A 23050-nucleotide genomic window follows, 5' to 3' on the forward strand; every position below is an offset into this window, starting at 1 on the left:
CGACTTCTTAATGGTTGGTTTCGCTTTATCCAACTCACGTTTTGTTAAATCAAGCAAAACATTACCGCCAAATCAAAAAAAAACTGCTACTTAATAGCTAGTAGTAGTTGATAGCCAAAATTTATTATTCCTTCCTAACTAATTCGATGAATACAGCTAATTTCCCTTGGCTAACAACGATTATTTTGTTGCCCGTAGCAGCATCGCTGTTAGTTCCCATCATCCCCGATAAGGACGGTAAAACAGTACGTTGGTTTGCCCTGATAGTCGGGTTGATCGATTTTGCCTTGATTGTTACTGCTTTTTACACTCAGTACGACTTCTCTAATCCCAATCTACAATTAGTTGAAAGTTATGCCTGGGTTCCTCAATTAGATTTAAAATGGTCGGTAGGGGCAGATGGTTTATCCATGCCCCTGATTATTTTGACCGGATTCATTACTACGCTAGCGATTCTAGCAGCTTGGCCCGTCACCTTTAAACCCAAGTTATTCTACTTTTTGATACTAGCAATGTACGGTGGACAAATTGCCGTATTTGCAGTTCAAGATATGCTTTTATTCTTCCTAGTGTGGGAACTCGAATTGATTCCGGTTTACCTACTGCTAGCAATTTGGGGAGGTAAGAAGCGACAATATGCAGCCACCAAATTTATTTTGTACACCGCAGGTGGTTCATTATTTATTCTGCTTGCATCCCTGACAATGGCATTTTACGGCGATAACGTTACTTTTGATATGGCAACGTTGGGCGCTAAGAATTTCCCCATCAATTTAGAATTAGCGCTGTATGCAGCTTTCTTGATAGCTTATGCTGTCAAATTACCGATTATTCCCCTGCATACCTGGCTACCGGATGCTCACGGGGAAGCTACAGCCCCTGTACATATGTTACTAGCCGGGATTTTGTTAAAAATGGGCGGTTATGCGTTGGTGCGGATGAATGCTCAAATGCTTCCCAATGCACACGCATATTTTGCGCCAGCGTTAATCATTTTGGGGGTTGTAAATATTATTTACGCCGCCTTGACATCCTTCGCACAACGTAATTTGAAGCGGAAAATCGCTTATTCTTCAATTTCTCACATGGGGTTTGTACTGATTGGTATTGCTAGCTTTACCGATTTAGGTTTGAGTGGAGCAGTACTGCAAATGGTTTCCCACGGATTGATTGGAGCAAGTTTGTTCTTCCTTGTTGGTGCGACTTACGATCGAACCCATACTTTGATGCTCGATGAAATGGGCGGTGTTGGTCAAAAAATGGGTAAAATCTTTGCTATGTTTACCACTTGTTCGATGGCTTCCTTAGCATTACCAGGAATGAGCGGTTTTGTGGCGGAGTTGATGATATTTGTCGGTTTTGCCACCAGCGATGCTTATAGTAACATCTTTAAGATTTTTGTGGTGTTTTTAATGGCAGTTGGTGTAATTTTGACTCCGATTTATCTCCTATCAATGTTGCGGGAGATTTTCTACGGTGAAGAAAACCAAGAGTTGATTTCTACTCAAAAATTAATCGATGCTGAACCCCGCGAGATATTTATTGTTGCTTGTTTGTTGATTCCAATTATCGGAATTGGTTTGTATCCGAAGATTTTGACTCAGGTTTACGATGCGACAACAATTCAGTTAACAGAAAGATTGCGTGGCTCTGTACCGAGTTTGGCTCAGCAGAAAGTGCCTGCTGTTTCGATGAGTGCGCCGGAAATTGGTAGTTAGTTTAATGTAATGGTAATTTTTATTTGATCAACGGGATGGGTTTTCAACCTGTCCTTTTTTTGTGGGATTTGGAATATATTTTTTAACGCAAAGGAGCGCTAAGGAAAACGCAAAGGGGCGCAGAGGTTATACAAATAAAATCCGTCTGCGCGGGCTAATATAATACATATTTTTTGCAACGGGTGTGTGACGCTCTGATAATTTTTGTTCGTCACGCACCAATTTTAAATAACCGCAGAGGCGCAGAGAACGCAGAGGAAAGAAACACAGAGAAAATAGTTAGTAGGTTGGGTTGAGGAACGTTAGCGCAGCGTGTCCGATAGGACATAGCCCAACATTTAATTTTTATAGCCACCAGAAAATCAGTATTTTTTGATACTTTAATTTTTAGTTACTACTTCAGTGGACTTGATTTCTTTATTTAACTTTTAAATTTCTGCTTTTGAAAAATGTTGATTAGTTAGTTGATTTGGGAACTTTAAATATAAGGTTAATCTTCCGTCGTAGAAATTGGGAATTTTGATTTTTGATAATCGGAAAAATCATTGGTGCGTGACGCTACAAGTTTTTTAATTGGTTAGTGAATTTGTGGAAGCGTCACACACCCGACAATTGATAAAAATATAAAAATATTTATAGCCCCAGGTTTCTAACCTGCGGGCAATTTCTATGTCTTTGCGATGGTTAACTAAAATATCTATAGAATCGTATCAATTGTGGTAAACCTCTCATGCTAAACTACAACCCGTTACACTGCTTACCTTCTTCCGAGGAATTACCAGACTCTGACGAAACACCTGTGGATAATGAACTGCAAGATTTAATTCCGGGTTTGCTTAAAGCAATACTAGCTTTAATCTGGGCTGAACGTCGGGATTGGTTTTTTGGTGTGGACATGGGAATTTATTACGATCCAAATAAACCAGCTATTGTCCCTGATGGATTTCTCAGTTTGGGTGTTGAACGTTTTATTGATGAAACTCTACGCTTGAGTTACGTACTTTGGGAAGAAAACAAGCTGCCAATTATGGTTTTAGAAGTTGTTTCCCAAACTTATCGAGGGGAATATACTAGCAAAAAAGAATTTTATGCTCAATTAGAAATTTTATATTATGTAGTATACAATCCCCAACGTCGGCGCAAAGCACCTTTAGAAGTGTATAAATTGGTCAATGGTGAGTACGTTTTACACTCAGGAAATCCTGTTTGGCTAACAGAAATTGGTTTGGGAATTGGGTGCGAAAGAGGTACTTATCAAGGTATAACGCGGGAATGGTTGTATTGGTACAATGAGTCAGGAAAAAGGTTTTTTACGCCCGAAGAAAGGATTATTGAAGCCGAAGAACGTGCCAAGTTAGAGGAAGAACGTCGTCAAACGGCAGAAAATCGAGTACAAATGCTTGCGGAACGTTTAAAAGCCTTGGGTGTAAACCCAGATAGTTTGCAATAACAACTACATTGTAAAATTCACTGATTAAATCGTAACATTGTGTAGTAATAAATTTATAGAGTAAATTTTTTTGCTTTATGCTTTGAGAGTTTGTTGTTTTTTTATCTCTATGATTTTACTGAAGAATAAGTTTCACGTCGGTATCTTACTTTTAACTGTGTTCAGCAATTTAGCATTTTTACCTAGTGCTGAGGGTACTGCCAATAGTAATCTTGGTGTTACAGTTAAGGGTCTAAAAAATCAAAAAGGACAAGTTTGTTTTAGCCTTTTTTCTAGCAGTCGCGGTTTTCCTAACAATGATAAAAATGCTTTAAAAGCAAAATGCGTCAAACTTGAAAATAATTCTGTTCAACTGAATATTCCTTCTTTAAAATCTGGTACCTATGCTATAGCAATGTTTCACGATAGCAATGGTGATGGTAAACTGAATACAAATTCTTTGGGTATACCTAAAGAAGGTTTCGGATTTTCTCGAAATCCTCGAATTCTTACAGGGCCTCCGAAGTTTGGGGATTCAGCAGTTTTCGTAGTTGGTTCGAGTACTAATATTGAAATCAACTTAAACTACTTTTTTGGCGGTTAATAAAATTTTTTGTATGAGAAGTCGGGTTTTTAGGATGATTGTTTTGTCTAAAGATATTTAACTTCTTAAAAACCCGACTTTTAATTGTGGGATTAGTTTCGTTGTATGTTATGTTTACCTAACGTATCCGACAGAATTTTCGGTTATTATCATCTTCGGGATGTTGCCAAGAATAAGCAAAATGGCTAACTCCTTTGATATTTGATTTGTACTGACTCAAATCTTGCATTTGCTCTTCTAAAGGTGGACGATTGCTCATAGATTTACCCCAAGCTCCAGCTAAGGCTGGAATTATCTGGGTTCCAGGTTTTGCCGTATTTAATACTTGCTTGAGTTCGGAAATAATGCAGTTGGTACTATCACATTTACCGTAAACCATCGGATGCCATTGTAAAGAAGTAGGAAATCTATCCCAAGGTTGTAAGCGCGAATCATAACCTTTTCCTACTGTTTGGTTTCCACCAGGGAAAAATACTACTCCTGCGGGAACTCCTTGTTGCTGAACTGGGTAAGCTGCTAATGCTAAAAAATCTACAATACCCTGCATCGCATGAGCAACGGAAAGTTGCCACAATTCTGATTGCACTAGAGGTTGTCTTTCTTGGGGGGGAACGATCGCCTTTTGCTGTATGGTTGGATTACGTCCTTGCCATAAGGGTTCTATTTCTTCGGGATACTGTTGATCTAGTTGAGCTATATCCGTTGATGTGACATAACCTTTGCTCAAGAATAACCGAATCATCTGCAAACCTTTATTATTTAGCGCTCGTTGGAATAATGCTTGTTGAGTCGATTTACTATATAACCATAAATCTGTAACTCTGCTGGCGATGGAATCTTTACCAGCTTGACGAGGATAGCGCACATAGTCAAATAGTACTCCATCCGGACGACGACGCATTACTTCCATCATCATTTGATAATAGTCCCGTTTTGCTTGTAAATTATAAGGATCAACAAATACTTGAGAACCGTTATCTACTACATATAAGCTAGTTTGACCTTTACCATTGCGGGCGATCGCATCTTCTCGATCTTGACGTTTAGCGTAGGTATAGCCGAAGTTAGTAGTGAACATCCAAGCGTATACTTTTAATCCCCGTTCGCGCCCTTTTTGGATGGCTTGCGCCAATAAATCGGTGTTTTCTTGACCTGGAGTCCGAATCACAGAGGGCCATGCTGTATTATTTGTACTTGCTGGTAACAGTACTTGCCCATCAAAAAAAGTTTCTATATAAACTTGGTTGTAGCCTTGATTGACAACCTTATCCATGATTTTTTGCAGCGAACCCCCTTGAACGTCGCAGGGATACAAGCGCAGCCAAATTGCTTGAACTTGGGGCCACGTGCGTCTCCGACAGTCCTGTACTGCTCGCGAGTGTTCTCTCACCAACTCTTGATAGCGTCTTTCTGCATCGCGATCGCCTTTTTGGGCTAACAACCGCAATTGCTCTTTTTCTTCGGCTGCGCTGGATGATATATGGCAATATCTGGTTACTTGTGCGCTTGCTGGTTGACTTTTTAAATTAGGAACAAGCAAACTGGTAGTGAAAATTACTGCTAACAAATGTTGTAAAATTAACTTTGGCTTTGCAACATTCAAGGCACGTTTAGACATACTTACTAATAAAATGAAAAAAAGTAACTAACCCCAATACACTTCTATTAGGTAACGTGTATTTTATTACATAATTTCGTGATAGGAGCTTTGAAGCTGAAATTTTGATAGACTTCTAGTTTTCTATTTGTGTTGCTCTATATAATTAAGCGATTTTTCCCCAAACGTCAATTGAGTAAAATCAACTAATTACTTATTATTTTTGTTACCTATAAATAGTTGCGTATAATTTACAGGTAGTTATAACACTTGAAATTTTGTGTCTATCAGCCCGAATGTAATTACCTTCTGCCCTCTGCCTTTTTTGTAAGAAATAAACCTTTCACAAGCTCATAATTTCAGTTTAGTGGCACATTTGCAAAATCCGCACTATAATAAAGTATGAAGCACATGGGGCTTTAATGGTTTCGACGGGGTGGTGAAAGCTGCTCGTTGATTCAGGTCGAGAGAGAGTCAAATCTCGTAAATCAAGGCTCAAAACAAATAATAAATGCAAACAACATTGTAGCATTCAAGCGTCAAGCAGTAGCTGCTTAAACTTTTTTCGTGCGCTTCTCTCTAGTTTGACTCCGTTAAGGATTAGAGAGCAACCCCCAACGGATGCTCTAATAAGTTCCCTTTGGTGGACTTGTTAGAAAAGACTTTACCAAAGCATCCCACCGTTCGGGATAATGAACGGTCCCTGCCTTAAGGGTAAACGAGGCTAAACCTGTGAACGATGCGGGGGTGAATACCCATTTCGGACATGGGTTCAATTCCCATAAGCTCCATAAAATTTATTAATGTATTAGAAGCACATTTATCAAGCAAATTTATATCTTGATAAATGTGTTTTTTTATGAGAATTTAGATTTACTACAAATCACTGCTTCTTTCAGTTTAAAAAAAGTTTCATATTTAAAAAACTAAAAAACTAAGAATAATGGCTGCATCAATAATAGTTGTGACTTGTCATAATCCAAGTTGTCAAAAAAAATTTAACAAACGAATAGCAGAATTTAAGAGAAGTGAAAGATTAGGAAGACTTCATTTCTGTTCCAAATCATGCTTTGGAAAGTTTAAAGGGTTAACAAATTTTGGAGATAAAGCAAATAAAGATACATCTTATTTAAGGAACATAATAAGAAGAGATGAATATTCACCTTTCCGAAATCATCTGAAGGTGATGAAAAAATCGGCAAAACATAGAAAGCATGAATGTTCTGTCACATTAGCGGATTTAAAACAATTGTGGGAAAAGCAACAAGGAATTTGCCCTTACACTGGCTGGAATTTAGTTTTATTACCCAGCACTACTGATTATCAAAATACAATTTTAACAATAGATAGAGCGAGTGTAGACCGTATAGATTCTTCATTGGGTTACATTCCTGAAAATATCCAATTTGTGGCTGTAATTGCTAATTTTGCGAAAAATATTTTTACCGAAAAAGATTTAATAAAATTCTGTCACGACGTTTATAAATATAAAATTTTGGGTAATAATTCGATAGATGATTGTAAATTTTTAAAACTTTCGACCAATATATTAACTAATCATTTAATTAATAGTAGAAGAGATGAATATTCTCCATTTCGTCAACATCATAGACTTGCAAGAAGAAGAGTAAAAAGTAATGGACGTGAATGTAATATTACTCTAGAATATTTAAAATTGCTTTGGGAAAAACAAGGTGGTAGATGTCCTTATACAGGATGGAATTTAGATAATCATCAGACAACTAGTGAATGGGATAGTAATGTATTGCATCCCAAAACAGCGAGTTTGGACAGAATAGATTCTCGTAACGGGTATATTTTGGGAAATGTACAGTTTGTCAGCGTCATGGCTAACTACGCAAAGAGAGATTTTTTAGAACAAGAATTACTCGAATTTTGTCAAGCGGTAGCTGATGTAAATAGTATTTATTAGGAGATAAAAATAATATGATTGATTAGTAAATGTTGATTAATAGTGAAAGACTTATTTTAAGGGAATTTATCGTTGAAGATTGGCAGGCGATTTTAGCTTATCAATCCGATTCACGCTATCTACAATTTGATGAATCCTATAATCGCGATCGCGCAGATGTAGAAGATTTTATTCAAATGTTTTTAGAGCAACAAAAACAGTTACCACGAATTAAATTTCAGCTAGCATTAATATTAAAAGCAGAGAATAAACTAATCGGAAACTGCGGTATTCGCAAACACAATTTCAAATCTAGTGAAGCTGAACTTGGTTATGAAATTTCACCAAATTATTGGGGAAAAGGTTACGCTACAGAAGCTGCAAGCACTATTTTAAAGTTTGGGTTTGAGAAGTTAAAATTATACCGTATTTGGTCGCATTGTATTGCTGAAAATAGCGCATCAAGAAAAGTATTAGAGAAAGTAGGAATGAAATTCAAGCGCAAGTTAGCTAAAAATGAATTTTTTAAAAATCGCGATTGGGATACCTTGGAATTTGAAATTATAAAAGATGAATGGTTGAATCAATCAGATTTATAACTACTTTCTTTTCATAAAAATAAAAAAAAAGACAGCTTAAGCTAGTCGGTTAAAGATTAATTTAAGATAAAGTACTATTTGTATAGATGTCAGATTAATCAATTAGATTGACATATTTTTGTTATATTAAAAGACTGTTGAATAATTATTTTGATGTGAATAAACAAAAACATACATTTATTGACCTTTTTGCTGGAATTGGAGGTTTTAGACTAGCTTTTGAACAAGCTGGATATCAATGTGTATATTCTTGTGAAATAGATTCTGCTTGTCAAGAAGTTTACTTTAATAATTTTGGAGAAAAGCCTAAAGGTGACATTACAAAAATAAATATTAAAGAAATCCCAGATTTTGATGTTTTAACAGCAGGTTTTCCCTGTCAACCATTTAGTATCTGTGGAAAAAGACAGGGTTTTGAAGATACACGAGGTACACTATTTTTTCATATTTGCGAAATTCTAGAAGCTAAACAGCCTAGTGTTGTACTTCTGGAAAATGTAAACCATTTACTTCATCACGATAAAGGTAGAACTTTAGATGTAATTATTTATTCTTTGGAAAATTTAGGTTATTTAGTTGACTATAAAGTACTAAATTCTAAAGAATTTTCGCTTCCGCAAAATAGAGAAAGAATTATAATTTTTGCAACAAAAAGTAAAAAATTTAATTTCAATAAGATTCCGAAAGATAATTCTATTAAAAAGTTACATCATCCTTCAATTTAAACTCATCAAATTTAATAACTTCCGAATCAGGTTTACGAGTATCGAAACGATAACTACTTATAGTTCCTTGTTCCGTATCAAAAATGCTAAAGACGGTAATTTCATTGCTAGCAATATAAGGTAATGGCTGACCATTTTCGTCTAAAAGTGGTGCGATTGTGGGTACAATTGGCTCTAAACCATAGGGGTCGCCAATTTCTGTATAATTATTGTTATTAATATTGGGTACGTTGTTGCGCTTTCTATTTCCATATGCTGCACCGTAAGAATTACCGACATTTGATGTTTCTAAAAAGTGCATTCCACTGTGACTAACAAAGCGATTCCATAAATGAGAATGTCCGTAAAATACTAACTGTACTCCTGCTGCTTCTAACAGGGGTATTAAATCACGGATAATATAATCCTGCTCTTTAGGATATTCATAACTTATCGAAGTAATATTACCATTATTATCCCGTTCGATTATCTGCACTGGGTCGGTATAAGCAGGTATGATATTATCTCCTAAAGTGTGGGGTGGATGATGAAACATCACTATTTTGTATTTAGCTTGTTGGAATTCCCTGCTATTTAGTTCATTAACCAACCAATTATATTGAGCGCTACCTTGAAAAATTGGTTCGTAAATATGCTGTCCATATCCCCAATTTTTGGGATTTTTAAATTCGTTTGCTGGTTCGGCATATTTACCTCTACGGTTATTTTCTGTGATAGGATAACGCCACATATTAGTTACATATAAAACTACTAGACGCACATCACCAAAACTGATTGCATAATAACTTTTTTCCCCCGTTTCTGTTTGGGGTAAACTAAAAATTTGTTCATAAGTATCGGTATTAAAAGAGTTATCTTTTAATGATTCCTTTCCATACAATTCTCGTGCAATATTACGAGGAATCGTATCGTTAAATTCTCCATCCAAGCTTTTTCCCGTCTTAAAGCGTCCCATCACTTCATGATTTCCAATACAAGGGAATATGGGAGCATTTTGAATAATTTGTCCTCCAGTATAAGTAGTTTCTACACCATCGTATTCCATTACATATTCAGCACGTCCTTGCAAACAAGGAAAAAAAGCATTACCACGATTATCATCAAACCATTCACTAGCTCGGTCTGGTATATTAACTAAATCACCAGCAAAAAAAACTGCATCAATTCGCTTAAAGGTTTCTTTAACTTTTTGTAAGTTTGCTGCTACCATTGGTTTGATTTGATGGTCGGAAGTCAATAAAATTTTTAATGGCTTACCGGGTAATGGTGCTGGTTCAAGAGTATAAGTCTTACTACTGATTAATTGGTTATTCTCTGCAATACTTGTGACTCGATAAGATATGCGTTTACCTGGAATTAGGTCAGTTAAATTAGCTTCATGTCGCCATATTTCCCGCAAAACAGGTTTATGATAAACTTCTCCGTCTGCGGTTTGATTTCCTACTCGCGATTGTTGGTCTTCTCTTAAATGAATCAATCTAATATTCTTAGTAAAGACACTTTCAAGCAACTGACTACCATATGCTACAGAATGTGCTTCACCCATAAACTCCGTAAACCAGACAACTTTTATGGAATTTTCAGTCGGGAATTGTAGAAACGGTTCTGTCAAAAGTTTTATTTGTGGCGTTTTCATAAAAATACTAATTATTAGCCGAAAAATAATAGCTTTATTAGATTACTATAAAATTTAGTTGTTCTACTAATAAATAATTATAAACGCTGACATCCTATTGTAAATCTATCGCCAGATGATTTGTGATTTTGATTTTTTTATTCTTCAGGAGTAAATAAAGATAATACTTGAAGCTAATTGATTATTTTTGTTATCTATTTGATGATTTTTTATCTTCTATCTTCTAGGATTAACTTATTGAGAAATAATATCAACTTGTATATTCCACTAGGAGAAGGTGCAAGATATAAGATTACAGATATTTAAGGCAAAAAACATGACTTATTAATGGTTGGTTTTACTCTGTTGAATTCATGTTAAATAAAGAATTTACCGATTTCAAAACTATCTGATATTGTTTACTAAGCAATATTTCGCTTATATGACGTATATAAATAATCAATGCGTATTAAACTTTTGTTTCTAATACCTCTGTTGCTTACGATGTCCGCTTGTGTTGCGGAACCAACGACAAAAAGTAACAGCCGTTTAAATGCTGTAAAAAGCCGTAATAACTTAATTTGTGGGGTTAGCGGACAATTACCCGGTTTCAGTTTTGTTGATGCTAGCGGTAATTACAGCGGGCTTGATGTGGATGTGTGCCGTGCGATCGCAGCTGCTTTATTTGATAATCCCAACGCTGTAGAATTCCGCAATCTCAACGCTAAGGAAAGATTTACCGCAGTTCAAACCGGAGAGGTAGACATTCTTAGCCGTAATACAACTTGGACGATGAGTCGTGATACTTCTGTAGGTCTGGACTTTGCACCTGTGGTTTTTTACGATGGTCAAGGAATGATGGTACGTCAAAACAGCAATATTAAATCCTTAGAAAACCTTAATGGTAAAGCAATCTGCACCCAAACCGGAACCACCAATGAGCAAAATTTAGCCGATCAAATGCGAAAGCGGGGAATTACTTACAAACCCGTAGTTTTTGAAGATATTAACACTGCTTACGCTACTTATGAACAAGGACGTTGTGATGCGGTGACATCGGATAAATCGCAGTTAATTTCTCGACGTACCACTTTACCCAAACCAGAAGAACACGTCATTTTAGAACAAGCTCTATCACAAGAACCCTTAGCTCCAGCAGTAGCAGACGGAGATGCAAAATGGGGCGATACCGTAAGATGGGTAGTAAATACAATTATTAAAGCTGAAGAGTTAGGTATTAACTCTGAGAATATAGAACAATTAAAAACTAGTAGTAAAGACCCAGAAGTTCGGCGTTTACTGGGATTAGAAGGAGATTTAGCTGTCTCTATTGGTTTACCAAAAGATTTCGGTGCCAGAATCATCAAACACGTGGGTAACTACGGAGAAATCTACGATCGCAATCTCGGTTCTAAAACAAAACTCAATTTACCCCGCGATAATCGCAATCAACCTTGGACAAAAGGCGGTTTACTATATTCTCCACCATTCCGGTAAAGAATTATTAAGAAATAAAGAACAATTAATGATTGATAACTGATAACTGATTACTGGTAACTGATAACTGATGATGTCATTTTGGCGCGATAGGAGGTTTTGGCAGATTGCGATACAAGTTATTGCTGTAATTCTAGCAATCGCGATCGCAATGGTTTTATGGATTAATGTGACTCGTAATTTACAACAGTTGGGTATTCAATTTGGATTTGATTTTCTCCAACAAGAAGCGTCTTTTGATATTGGAGAAACTCCGATTAATTATCAACCGACTGACAGTTATAGTCGTGCTTTGTGGATAGGTTTACTAAACACATTGCGAGTCGCTATCGCGGGAATTATTTTTACCACCATTGTCGGTATAAGTGCTGGGATAGCAAGGCTTTCCGATAATTGGTTAGTACGAAATATTGCCTTAGTTTATGTAGAAATATTTCGCAATACACCGTTACTTTTACAATTATTATTTTGGTATTCTGCTGTTTTTTTAAGTTTCCCCAATGTAAATAATAGAATATCCCTGGGAGGATTGATTTATCTAAGTCAAGATGGTTTAGAAGTTTTAGGATTAAGATTTTCTTCAGAATTAGCCGCATTATTAATCGGGTTAACTTTTTATACTGGTGCATTCATCGCCGAAATAGTTCGTGGTGGAATTCAATCGGTATCAAAAGGGCAATGGGAAGCTGCGCGTTCATTAGGTTTAAAACCTGTGTTGATAATGAGATTGGTAATATTTCCCCAAGCTTTGCGGGTAATTATTCCACCATTAACAAGCCAGTATTTAAACTTAACCAAAAATTCGAGTTTAGCGATCGCGATTGGTTATCCCGATATTTATTTTGTTGCTTCAACTACTTTTAATCAAACCGGGAAAGCGGTAGAAGTAATGATATTAATCATGCTTACCTATCTCACATTTAGTTTAATTATTTCTTTGATTATGAACTTGTTTAATAGAAGCGTGCAGATTAAAGAGAGATGAGAGCATGAGCATTGGGCGGTTTAAACCGCAGCTACACCAACAAAACCCAACGAAGGTGGGTTAATCTGAGATAAATTTCAATCCAAAATCTAAAATCCAAAATCCAAAATTGACTTATGTTTTGGCTTCGTAAAAATTTATTTAGTACTTGGTACAACAGTTTATTAACAATAATTTGCTTAGTAATTATATTCTTGTGCGGATGGAATTTTCTTAGATGGATAATTACGCAAGCACAATGGACGGTAATTGAAGCTAATTTACGTTTATTTTTCGTTGGGAGATATCCGCAATCTTTATATCAACGAGTTTGGATTTCAGCCGCAATTGCTTCTACACTGACTTTTTTAACATTAGGTATATTCTCAGCTAGCCAAAAATTTCCCCAATTAACAGTAATAATTACCGCGTTTTTATTCGGTGTTTTATTGGTAATTATTCCAGTAGATTTAAACTCTCGTTTGTGGCTGCTCGGTATCGGTATTTTAGCGTTTATTAGTTTCTTATTAGGAGTAAAGTTAACTAAATTTATTGCACCTTGGTTAGCTTTTGTATGGTTATTATCTTTCCCAATTATTCTATGGCTAATTGGTGGTGGACTAGGTTTACGTTCGGTATCTAGTTCTGATTGGAATGGTTTATTGTTGACTTTATTAATGGCAGCAATCAGTATTTTATTATCTTTTCCTATTGGAGTTTTACTTGCTTTAGGACGCACTAGCAATTTACCCATCGTCAAGTGGTTTTCTATTCTTTATATTGAAATTATCAGGGGATTACCATTAATTGGGATTTTGTTTTTAGCTCAAGTAATGTTGCCATTATTTTTACCAATTCGTTTAGATCGAGTTTTGCGGGCTGTCGCGGGATTAATATTATTTAGTGCAGCATATATGGCAGAAAATGTTAGAGGAGGATTGCAATCAGTACCACGAGGACAAGTTGAAGCAGCAAAAGTTTTGGGATTAAATTCAGCTTTAATATTATTGTTAATTGTATTACCGCAAGCCTTGCGTGCAGTTATCCCGGCAATTGTTGGTTTATTTATCGGTCTTTTCAAAGATACTTCTTTATTATCTTTAGTCGGATTACTCGAACTCACTGGAATTGCACGTTCTATATTAGCCCAACCGCAATTTTTAGGTCGTTATGCAGAAGTTTATTTATTTATCGGGTTAATTTATTGGGTATTTTGTTATTCAATGTCTCTAGCATCTCGGAAGTTAGAAAAACAGCTTTGATCAGGTTAAAGGTTAAAGGTCTGCATAATATACCATACCCAATTCCTGAACACGGATTGAAAAGGATTGCATGGATTTCACGGATTTAATTACTCATTCCCAATTACCCATTACCCATTACCCATTACCCATTACCAATTACCAATTACCAATTTTCAAATATTATGTTACAAGAAAAACCGATAATAATTGCAGAAGATGTTCATAAATGGTATGGTAAATTTCACGTTCTCCAAGGTGTGAGTTTAACTGTAAATCGTGGGGAAGTTGTTGTGTTAATGGGACCTTCTGGTTCGGGTAAATCTACTTTTCTTCGCACTTTTAATGCTTTGGAAGAATACCACAAAGGAAAGATTGAAATTGATGGTGTTACCCTCAGTCACGATTTAAAAAATATTGAAACAATTCGTCGTGAAGTGGGAATGGTTTTTCAACAATTCAATTTATTTCCTCATCTGAGCGTCATCAAAAATATTACCTTAGCACCGACTTGGGTACGTCGCTTACCCAAACCCAAAGCCGAAGAATTAGCAATGCAACTTTTGGAACGAGTGGGAATCCTCGAACAAGCACAGAAATATCCCGGACAACTTTCGGGAGGACAACAACAACGAGTTGCGATCGCCCGTGCTTTAGCAATGCAGCCTAAAATTATGTTGTTCGATGAACCCACTTCTGCTTTAGATCCGGAGATGGTACGAGAAGTACTCGATGTCATGCGAAACCTGGCTAGGGAAGGTATGACAATGGTGGTAGTGACTCATGAAGTCGGATTCGCTCGTGAAGTTGCCGATCGCGTAGTTTTGATGGATGGGGGAACCCTTGTAGAAGCAGCTACACCTGATAACTTTTTTTCCCATCCTACTGAAGAACGAACCCGTAAATTTTTATCCCAAATTATTTGAAAATATTTTGAGATAATAAAGACCACTAGTAGTCTATTTGATTAAATTTGCTGGGTAATTCGTAATTCGTAGTGCGTTGGCGTAGCCTGCCCCGGAGGCTACGCCAATGCACTACAAATATTTAACCCATCAAAATTAATGGGACAAAGCACTAGTACTCCGCCACATTAATTTTGAGGAGTTAAAATACCTCTTCGTAGGTTGGGTTAAGCGTTGGCGAAGCCTGTCCGACAGGACATAGCGCAACCCAACGCGGGTGCCGAGGCTCCACTACGTTTTGCTTCGCAACGCTTGCGCGAACAGCCCAACCTACAATATTACATTGATTACCCCTCATAACTTATGTGGTGGACTACTAGTAGTTCATTTCATTAGTTATGCGGGATTGTAGAGACGCGAAATTTCGCGTCTCTACATGGTTTCGCAGATAAATGAACCCGTCAGAATAAATGAAAAAGACTACTAGTACTCCACCAAAGGAACTTTGCCTGGGGTTTATGCAATTTATACTCACTTTGACATACTCACCGCCCTTAAAGTGCGGTGATTCTTGACGCTTCACTGGATGATGCTACCTTTATTAGTCTTACTCTTCCTCGACGTCCGTTTAAAGTCTCCCAATGCCCTATGGCGACTATTCAAATTGTATCCTAAATTGTCGAAAAGCCGATGCTTTAGCACGGGGCTTGTATCCCAATTTTTTGGTCAACTATTGTCCCCTTCCGAACCCCATCTCTGTGCTTGCTAAAAATATTCTACTCTTGCATCAAAACCGCGATCGCGCAGAAGATCGGATTGTCTTTGTGCTTCCATACGTTGTTCGTACTCTCCAGCATTGACAAAATCTCCCAGTCTGGATTTACCAATTTGAGCGGAGGGTATGTACTGGAGTACTTGATTGTAAATATCTTGATTTCGCAAAGGTATAACTACTACATAACGTTTTTCATTGTTATTTTTAAATCCAAGTCTTTCCCAAGTTTGTTCGTCTACAAAACCAGTTTCGGATAATCCTTGATATCGCTGAAATGCGAGTAAACCTTCTCTTGTCTGAGTACCAAAATAACCTGTGGGATTAACTCTTAATAAACCTAATTCCAGCAAACGTTCTTGCAATTGTGTGACTCTTTGATTATTGTCTCCAGGATAAATCGGTTCAAAATCCGAACCTCCTCCTCGACTTTTCAATACTGTAGATATTGCTTGAGAAGTCGATTGATCTACAGTTCCAGTTACCGGAAGACGATAATCTTGTTGAAATCGGATTACTGCTTCTTGTGTAGAGTTATCAAAAAAGCCCGTGGGATTACCATAAAAATAATTTAACTGCTTCAAGTTTTGTTGTAAAGTTGTAACTTGAGAACCCCTAGAACCTAATCCCATAATGCTTGGAGGTAAATTCGGTCTAGAAGCTCGACTTATTGCACCCCAAGTGGTTGAATCTACGCTTCCAGTCACCTGGAGACGATTGTCTTGTTGAAATCTAATTACAGCGTCTCTAGTGGTTTCCCCAAAATAGCCGGTAGGATTTCCATTAAAATAATTTAAATCCTTTAGTGTCTGCTGCAACTGTCTTACCCAATCACTTCTACAACCGATGGTAATAATCTCTCTGTTGTAATCGCAAAAACGACCGGAAGTAGTTGGAGTTTGGGATGTATTCAGCGCTAAACGTATTGCTTCACTAGTTTGAGGTCCAACAACACCAATGGGGTTTATGCCTTTTTGTCGTTGAAATCGAATCACTGCATCTGTGGTCATTTGCAGAAATCTACCCGTTATTGGACCGTTGTAAAACCCTAAACTTCTTAAATCCTGCTGTAATTTGGTCACTGCTGCACCACTACAACCGCTTTTCAGTCCGTTTTGACAATTATTAGGATTAGAAACCCGATCATTTCTACTTCCACCGCACCTGCGTTGTAATGCAGTTTGGGTTTGCGGACCAACTTTTCCGATAGCAGATATTCCGCTAGCTTGCTGAAATTTTTTCACCGCAGCTTCAGTCATCGAACCAAAGTTACCGTTTACTGGACCATTGAAATAACCCAATCTCTGTAAACAACTCTGAACATCTCTGACTTGAGCATTATTATCTCCTCTTTCTAAACCCAAAGCTTCTTTTGAGTTAGCGATGCTCAATACTGTGACAAGAGATATTAAAGGTAGAGTAAACCTGTTATTCTTAAACATTTTTCTACAAATATTCATTAACAATTTGAAATCGACTTTTACGGAAACCTTCCCTCAGTAATATGTGTATAAATTGTACATTAAATTTTTTCTAAATGTTCAATTAGCTCATATTTTTTTTAACTTATAAATACTAAGGATTAAATCTAAATTAAGTAGGGGTTAAAAAAGTATCAAATCATCATACTATTACTTAAAATTGATTTTTAGAGTTTCATCGTCAATACGAACACTAAAGAACCAAAAGATAACAGGGAGATTTGCAGCCTGGAACACAAATCAAATTAAAAAATCAACAAAGAATAGAAAATAAAAACCTGAACTTTTTGCCGTACAAAGAAAATTTATTCTTCTACTTTTTTAGTATTACCAGCTTTAACCCAAGCTTCTTGTTCACTACTTTCAATGCGAATTTTTTCCCAAGTTTTATCAGCACTTACTTCTAAAACTATGACTTTTTCATTAAATCCAACACCACCAAGACGTTCTGCATCGGCATTTGGTTCCGCTCTTAAAATTAAACCTTCAGCCCAACTCACTGTAGCAGGATAAGCTCCTGGTGGTAGTGGTTTTTCAACTTCTTCTGGTGATTTTGTCGGAGTAGGTTCTTCTGTCGTTTTTTCTTCAACACTAACAGCAGTTGCTCCTGGTGTGGGAGTTTTTGCCGCTTCCGCTTTTACCGCAGCTTTGTCATTAGAAAAAACTGGTTTTGGAGGGTTTATAGAAGCTCGATTCATCAAATAAATCGCAACTGCTACACCACCACCAGCCAATATTGCGATCGCGAGTAAAACACCAAGTATTAACTTGAGTATGTTAGATAACATAGTAATTACCTTTTAGCAAGAAGCTTGTTTTAACACCTATGAGTGACAAATTATAACTCTTAACTCTCAAATCCTCAATCATTATTACATTTGAAGTTGAGTATAGTTAGTTTAAGAAATACATTAAATGATTTAAAAAACCCGCTTGATGATTCAAACGGGTAAAATATTCGGAAAAAATGTCATCAATACTACAATTTATCTTGACTTAGGATTTCCGCATTAAAACCGTTGTTACGAAAAGATTGAGCAGATTGTTGTGCTGTGTTACGCTGTTGAAAATCTCCCACCCGGATGTATTCACCTAATTTTTGGTTAAAGCTAATAGATGCATTCGGGACAAAACGACGAACTTCATCTAAAGTGTAAGGACTCGTTACTGGGATAATTACAATGTAACGATGTTTAACTGCTTCTTCTAACTTTTTCCAGGTAAGGGAATCTACAATTCCATTGGGGGGTAATTCATAATTACGCTGGAATTGTTTCACCGCTTCCCAAGTGTCAATTCCATAGTAATCTGTGGGATAACCTTTAAAATAACCTAGTTCCCGTAATGTTTGTTGTAATTGGGTGACACACTCATCTTGATCACCTCTTTGTAGAGTGGGTTTATCGCATTTGATAAGGGGTGAATCAATTCTTTGCCAAGTTTGCTGTCCCACAACTCCATCGACAAACAGCTGATTATCTCGTTGGAATCGCTTTACGGCTTCTGTAGTCTGGGGACCATAATTACCGTTAGGATTGAATTTAACATAACCCCAATCGCGTAATCTAGTTTGTAAGTATGTTACATAACGATTTTTGTCCCCAGGTTTTAGATTAGGACATTTACCGTTACTACAAGAACCAACTGAAAGTTCAGGTAAGGGTTTAGTTACAGGCTTTGGAGTCGCACATTTAGATTGAAGAATCCTTTGTGTATTGCTACCTACAACGCCATCAGCAGTTATTCTATTATCTTTCTGAAACCGAATCACAGCATTTTCAGTTATCTCACCGTAAAAACCAGTTGCTGAAGCGTTGAAATAACCTAATTTCTTTAAGCACTCTTGAATCGATGTAACTGATGCACCTCTACTTCCCCGTTTCTCCAATGCTAAAGCTTGTCCAAGGTTACTTAAAAAGAATAAAGTTAGCGCCACAGACAAAAGACGCATGACAAAAAAAGTAGACTGCTTTTTGTTGTAAAATCTGAAAGGTACAATCTTGAAACTTTCCGGTGCCTCATAAGCTGAAGCAGCGTAAGTATAACCAATATTTTCCATAATTGGATGAAGTTTTGAGGGTTGATTAGAAAGCGCGGAATCGTAGCGTACCGAACGTCAAGTAATCATCCCTGATGTATATTTGTATTTGCCCCTATAATTTTCTATTTATTCCAAAAGTACAGTCTTTTTGACCACTATAAGTCTGTTTTTCCCTGAAATATACATAGCACAACTGCTCTAAAAACCCGAATCCCCAATTTATCACTACAGTATTTGTACGGTAATGTTTATGTAATTCTATTAGTATGATAACAATTATGTTGGAAGTAGAATGTGATAATTAATACTTGCTATTAACTATCACATTTTATTTATAAAGGTCAAAGATAGATTGGTAATAAAAAGCCGTCAACTCCAAATTCCCAACCTTTTTTACTGCAACCGCTGTTGAATCCTGTCACTCAAAGGATTATGCTTTGATGCCAGCCGCGCTCTTCCAGAAGCAGCCCATTGACGCAGTTGCTCGATTTTTTCTTGGGCAGTTCTAGCTAAAGGTATAATTTGACTGGCGGCTTCTAAAATATCGTCGGTAGTAAAGTCGCGGTTTTGGCTAAAGCCGATGTGCATGGCTTCAATTAATGTTTGCTCGATTTCTGCACCGGAAAAGTCGGGTGTTTCGTAAGCTAATCTGTCAATATTGTATTCTTTGATATTGTGAGGGCGCAATCTGGATAAATGCACGTTGAAAATGGCTTTTCTTTCTTCTTGAATTGGTAAACCGACGAAGAATATTTCATCAAATCTACCTTTTCGCAATAATTCCGGCGGTAATTCTTGGATATCGTTAGCTGTGGCAACTACAAATACAGGTGAGGTTTTTTCTGCCATCCAGGTAATAAATGTACCCAGCACTCTGCTAGTAGTTCCACCATCACCTTTGCTACCAAGTCCAGAGAAGGCTTTGTCTATCTCATCTATCCACAAGATACAAGGTGCGAGGGCTTCCGATAGCTGTATCATTTGGCGCGTGCGTGATTCCGATTCACCGACTAAACCACCAAATAATCTTCCCACATCAAGACGCAATAAAGGTAAATGCCAATGATGTGCGATCGCCTTTGCAGTTAAAGATTTTCCCGTACCTTGAATTCCTACCAACATCAAGCCTCTGGGATGAGGTAAACCGTATTGTCTGGCTTTTTCGCTGAAAGCACCACCGCGACGCAACAGCCAATCTTTGAGATTATCCAATCCACCGATATCGGAAATTTGTTCTGTAGCGGGAATAAAATCAAGGATTTGAGTTTGACGAATAGTTTGACGTTTTTCCTGTAAAACTAACTCCACATCTTCTGATTGTAATTCTCCATTTTGGGCGATCGCCCTTGACAAAACGCGGCGAATGCGCTCCATACTCAAGCCTTGAGCCGAGCGAACTAATTCATTTAAAACTTGATTTGGGAGGGAATTATTAGTAGCGGCTAAGAGTTTTTCGATTTCGGTTTGGATTTCTGGGGCGCTAGGTAAAGCGAATTCTACTACCGTTAATACTTCGGTTAAATCATCGGGGATGGCAACACGGGGGGAAAGTAAGATGATATTTTTTGGTTGCGATTTGAGTAAACGGGCTAGATTGCGGAGTTTGCGTGAAATCGCTACGTCGTCTAAAAATCGATGAAAATCCCGGAGAATTAAGACAGCAGGTGCGGAAGCGTGTAATTTTTCGACAAATTCCAAAGCTTGTAAAGGGTTGCGTCTGCCGAAACCCGCATCGTTGGGATTGCCTTGATAACCGTCTACAAAATCCCAAGTGTATACCTGACGATTACCTTGGTTTGCAGCTTCTTCGCGAATTACGGCTTCGAGACGCTCTTCTTCGTGAGTGGGAATGTAAATTAAAGAGTAGCGAGCGCGTAATAGTAGTTTAAACTCTTCGCGGAATGTCATAGTTGTTTTTTTAGTGGTTTATTTTATTGTTGAGGTTTTTATTGCGTTTGGTAAATAAGAATGATTAACCGCGAAGACGCGGAGGGCGCAGAGGAAGAGTTTTGTTAAGAGGGTTTTCAGTTTTATTAAGTTGTAGGGTACTTACTATAAGATAATTTATCATCTGTTACCAAATAATTTGAAATTACCGTCAGTCACGCACCATTATTTTAAATAGTTGACAGTATTCTTCAATCAGTGTGGATAATTAGGAGTTAATTTATGTCATTCGCAGAGCAAAATTTAAACGCTTTTATTGATTTACTCAAAACTAAACCCGGTTTATTTTCTCAAGATAAGATTGCAAATTTAGAGAAGTTAATTAATAACACTCCCGACGATATAGAACAATTATCAAATGCTATTGCCAATTGGTATGAAAATCATTCTAAAATTCTTGACGCTCAACTAGTAGTTTTGAATCATTCTTTGAATTCTCAAGTTAATTCGGATATTGATAAAAATACTTTATTAAATGCTATTAAACAAAGTTTAGCGAAGGTTAAGGATAAAAATAAGAAGGATACGTTGCAATACTACTCGGTTAAGGGAAATTGTAGGTTGGGTTGAGCGACAGCGAAACCCAACAAAAGAGGGATAAATGTTGGGTTGTGCCTTCGGCACACCTACGGTGAACGTTTCTCAACCCAACCTACACATTTTGGGATTTTTAGGCTTAACCGAGCAGTATTGGGATACGTTGTAGGGTAAGTGACGCACCATCAATCTTTCAAATCTCTACAAAACTCCATATTTTCCGAAATCATCAACAATTCTACTGATATATCATAAAGACAGGTTTAAAATTTGGCTTTATGGACGAACAGCCTCAGCAAGTTTACCTTAATTTGATTCAACAATTGCTAGATTGTCCGAGTGGGGAAGAAGGGGAAATATTAGCAGGGAATCAAGATTTAGTTGATGGTGGAAGTAGCTTGAGTTAGGGGAAACTAAAAATGTGGCGAATTGCGAATTGGTTGAGAAGATTAGGAAGTAGATTAGTTAAAGCTTTAAATATTAATGTTGAATCTTCCCCGCCAGCGCAATTAGAAGATTTAAGCGAGGAAGATTTACAAGCTTATTTGCAGGTTTTGGAAGAGATTTTGCGAGCAATTTCAGAAAGTAACGGTGAGTATAATTCGTAATTCGTAATTCGTAATTCGTAATTAATGCCCCATAAATTGAATTTAGGGGCTTCGTGCATGGCATAATCCACGGATAAATCCGGGGGCTATGTCCTGACGGACACGCTACGCTAACGGACCTTAAAAATTTACCCGGTGATGCAGAAGTTGTTTATCCGTTATTCGCTGCCAATACAGATAAGCTCGATGGTATTTTGGCTGATATATTGCGACGTTGGGCAACAAATACTTTTGAGGAAGCAGAAGCGGATGCAGCTGAATCTATTGCAGCAGATATTGGTAATTTTGGTAATTTGATTCAGCAGTTTCCTTTGGGTAGTAAAGCTAGCAATATGGAAATTGCTGTTGCTAGTTATGAAACTGTTCTCCAAGTCTACACCCGCGAAGCTTTCCCCCAACAATGGGCAACAACGCAAAATAATTTAGGCAGTGCTTACAGAAACAGAATCAAAGGGGATATTGCCGAAAACATTGAATTAGCCATTGCTTCCTACAATGCTGCATTGCAAATTACAACAAAAGAAGCTTTCCCCCAACAATGGGCAACAACGCAAAATAATTTAGCTATAGCTTACAGAAACAGAATCAAAGGGGATATTGCCGAAAACATTGAATTAGCCATTGCTTCCTACAATGCTGCATTGCAAATTACAACAAAAGAAGCTTTCCCCCAACAATGGGCAACAACGCAAAATAATTTAGCTATAGCTTACAGAAACAGAATCAAAGGGGATATTGCCGAAAACATTGAATTAGCCATTGCTTCCTACAAAGCTGCATTGCAAATTACAACAAAAGAAGCTTTCCCCCAACAATGGGCAACAACGCAAAATAATTTAGCTCTTGCTTACAGTTACA

20 protein-coding genes and 1 other RNA gene are annotated in these 23050 nt (G+C 37.1%); 15 read left to right on the top strand and 6 right to left on the bottom strand.

The annotated features are described in order from the left end of the window. Window positions 1-146 precede the first annotated feature (146 nt). The 3 genes from IQ247_RS01675 (at window position 147) to IQ247_RS01685 (ending at window position 3751) form a co-directional block, all read left to right on the top strand. Window positions 147-1718 (top strand): NAD(P)H-quinone oxidoreductase subunit 4, encoded by a 1572-nt coding sequence (locus IQ247_RS01675; RefSeq protein ID WP_193916359.1) that lies wholly within the window; start codon window positions 147-149, stop codon window positions 1716-1718. A 730-nt stretch (window positions 1719-2448) separates the two neighbouring features. After that, window positions 2449-3168: a Uma2 family endonuclease gene (locus IQ247_RS01680; protein WP_193916361.1), complete on the top strand. Its 720-nt coding sequence runs from the start codon at window positions 2449-2451 to the stop codon at window positions 3166-3168. A gap of 157 nt (window positions 3169-3325) precedes the next feature. Continuing rightward, complete coding sequence (locus IQ247_RS01685) at window positions 3326-3751, top strand: DUF2141 domain-containing protein (RefSeq protein ID WP_322745376.1); 426 nt, start codon at window positions 3326-3328, stop codon at window positions 3749-3751. Window positions 3752-3869: 118 nt separating this feature from the next. Here IQ247_RS01685 and IQ247_RS01690 read toward each other — a convergent pair whose 3' ends face one another. After that, window positions 3870-5369 carry a family 10 glycosylhydrolase gene (locus tag IQ247_RS01690; protein ID WP_193916365.1) on the bottom strand — a complete coding sequence of 500 codons (1500 nt, stop codon included), beginning with the start codon at window positions 5367-5369 and terminating at the stop codon, window positions 3870-3872. Window positions 5370-5761: 392 nt separating this feature from the next. On the opposite strand from IQ247_RS01690, the gene ssrA reads away from it, so the two are divergent. The 4 genes from ssrA to IQ247_RS01710 all read left to right on the top strand — a co-directional run bounded on the left by ssrA (window position 5762) and on the right by IQ247_RS01710 (window position 8584). Then, window positions 5762-6142, top strand: a transfer-messenger RNA (tmRNA) gene (ssrA, locus tag IQ247_RS01695). Window positions 6143-6291: 149 nt separating this feature from the next. Next, window positions 6292-7281: a hypothetical protein gene (locus tag IQ247_RS01700; RefSeq protein ID WP_193916367.1), complete on the top strand. Its 990-nt coding sequence runs from the start codon at window positions 6292-6294 to the stop codon at window positions 7279-7281. Between the two features lie 29 nt (window positions 7282-7310). Beyond that, window positions 7311-7859, top strand: a complete 549-nt coding sequence (locus tag IQ247_RS01705) for a GNAT family N-acetyltransferase (protein ID WP_193916369.1) — start codon at window positions 7311-7313, stop codon at window positions 7857-7859. 155 nt (window positions 7860-8014) lie between these two features. Continuing rightward, entirely contained in the window at window positions 8015-8584 is a 570-nt protein-coding gene (locus IQ247_RS01710) for a DNA cytosine methyltransferase (RefSeq protein ID WP_322745377.1), read from the top strand. Here IQ247_RS01710 and IQ247_RS01715 read toward each other — a convergent pair. Next, window positions 8556-10220: a metallophosphoesterase family protein gene (locus IQ247_RS01715; RefSeq protein WP_193916371.1), complete on the bottom strand. Its 1665-nt coding sequence runs from the start codon at window positions 10218-10220 to the stop codon at window positions 8556-8558. The two genes, IQ247_RS01710 and IQ247_RS01715, sit on opposite strands and share 29 nt — an antisense overlap. A gap of 441 nt (window positions 10221-10661) precedes the next feature. Here IQ247_RS01715 and IQ247_RS01720 point away from each other — a divergent pair, with 441 nt between their 5' ends. The 4 genes from IQ247_RS01720 to IQ247_RS01735 all read left to right on the top strand — a co-directional run bounded on the left by IQ247_RS01720 (window position 10662) and on the right by IQ247_RS01735 (window position 14827). Beyond that, window positions 10662-11696, top strand: coding sequence for an amino acid ABC transporter substrate-binding protein (locus IQ247_RS01720; protein ID WP_193916373.1), 1035 nt, complete (start codon window positions 10662-10664; stop codon window positions 11694-11696). Window positions 11697-11766: 70 nt separating this feature from the next. Then, window positions 11767-12681 carry an amino acid ABC transporter permease gene (locus IQ247_RS01725; protein ID WP_228059393.1) on the top strand — a complete coding sequence of 305 codons (915 nt, stop codon included), beginning with the start codon at window positions 11767-11769 and terminating at the stop codon, window positions 12679-12681. Window positions 12682-12797: 116 nt separating this feature from the next. Then, on the top strand, window positions 12798-13922 hold the full coding sequence (locus IQ247_RS01730) for an amino acid ABC transporter permease (RefSeq protein WP_193916376.1): 1125 nt from the start codon (window positions 12798-12800) through the stop codon (window positions 13920-13922). Between the two features lie 164 nt (window positions 13923-14086). Next, window positions 14087-14827, top strand: coding sequence for an amino acid ABC transporter ATP-binding protein (locus IQ247_RS01735; RefSeq protein WP_193916379.1), 741 nt, complete (start codon window positions 14087-14089; stop codon window positions 14825-14827). A 744-nt stretch (window positions 14828-15571) separates the two neighbouring features. On the opposite strand, the gene IQ247_RS01740 is transcribed toward IQ247_RS01735, so the two are convergent. From IQ247_RS01740 to IQ247_RS01755, 4 genes are all read right to left on the bottom strand, one after another. After that, window positions 15572-17020, bottom strand: a complete 1449-nt coding sequence (locus IQ247_RS01740) for a peptidoglycan-binding domain-containing protein (protein ID WP_193916382.1) — start codon at window positions 17018-17020, stop codon at window positions 15572-15574. Between the two features lie 344 nt (window positions 17021-17364). Then, window positions 17365-17847 (bottom strand): SH3 domain-containing protein, encoded by a 483-nt coding sequence (locus IQ247_RS01745; protein ID WP_193916385.1) that lies wholly within the window; start codon window positions 17845-17847, stop codon window positions 17365-17367. A 191-nt stretch (window positions 17848-18038) separates the two neighbouring features. Next, a complete protein-coding gene (locus IQ247_RS01750; RefSeq protein WP_193916388.1) occupies window positions 18039-19118 on the bottom strand; it encodes a peptidoglycan-binding domain-containing protein in 1080 nt (359 codons plus the stop codon). A 375-nt stretch (window positions 19119-19493) separates the two neighbouring features. Then, complete coding sequence (locus IQ247_RS01755; RefSeq protein WP_193916391.1) at window positions 19494-21008, bottom strand: Ycf46 family AAA ATPase; 1515 nt, start codon at window positions 21006-21008, stop codon at window positions 19494-19496. Window positions 21009-21269: 261 nt separating this feature from the next. Here IQ247_RS01755 and IQ247_RS01760 point away from each other — a divergent pair, with 261 nt between their 5' ends. The 4 genes from IQ247_RS01760 to IQ247_RS01770 form a co-directional block, all read left to right on the top strand. Further along, window positions 21270-21617 carry a hypothetical protein gene (locus tag IQ247_RS01760; protein WP_193916394.1) on the top strand — a complete coding sequence of 116 codons (348 nt, stop codon included), beginning with the start codon at window positions 21270-21272 and terminating at the stop codon, window positions 21615-21617. A 245-nt stretch (window positions 21618-21862) separates the two neighbouring features. Next, complete coding sequence (locus IQ247_RS33040; protein WP_265579655.1) at window positions 21863-21991, top strand: hypothetical protein; 129 nt, start codon at window positions 21863-21865, stop codon at window positions 21989-21991. Window positions 21992-22003: 12 nt separating this feature from the next. Continuing rightward, on the top strand, window positions 22004-22192 hold the full coding sequence (locus IQ247_RS01765; protein WP_193916397.1) for a hypothetical protein: 189 nt from the start codon (window positions 22004-22006) through the stop codon (window positions 22190-22192). Between the two features lie 194 nt (window positions 22193-22386). Further along, window positions 22387-23050: tetratricopeptide repeat protein (locus tag IQ247_RS01770; RefSeq protein WP_228059394.1), on the top strand; the 664-nt coding region annotated here is incomplete at its 3' end.

It is taken from the genome of Plectonema cf. radiosum LEGE 06105 (assembly GCF_015207665.1).
GTDB lineage: Bacteria > Cyanobacteriota > Cyanobacteriia > Cyanobacteriales > Nostocaceae > Rivularia > Rivularia radiosa_A.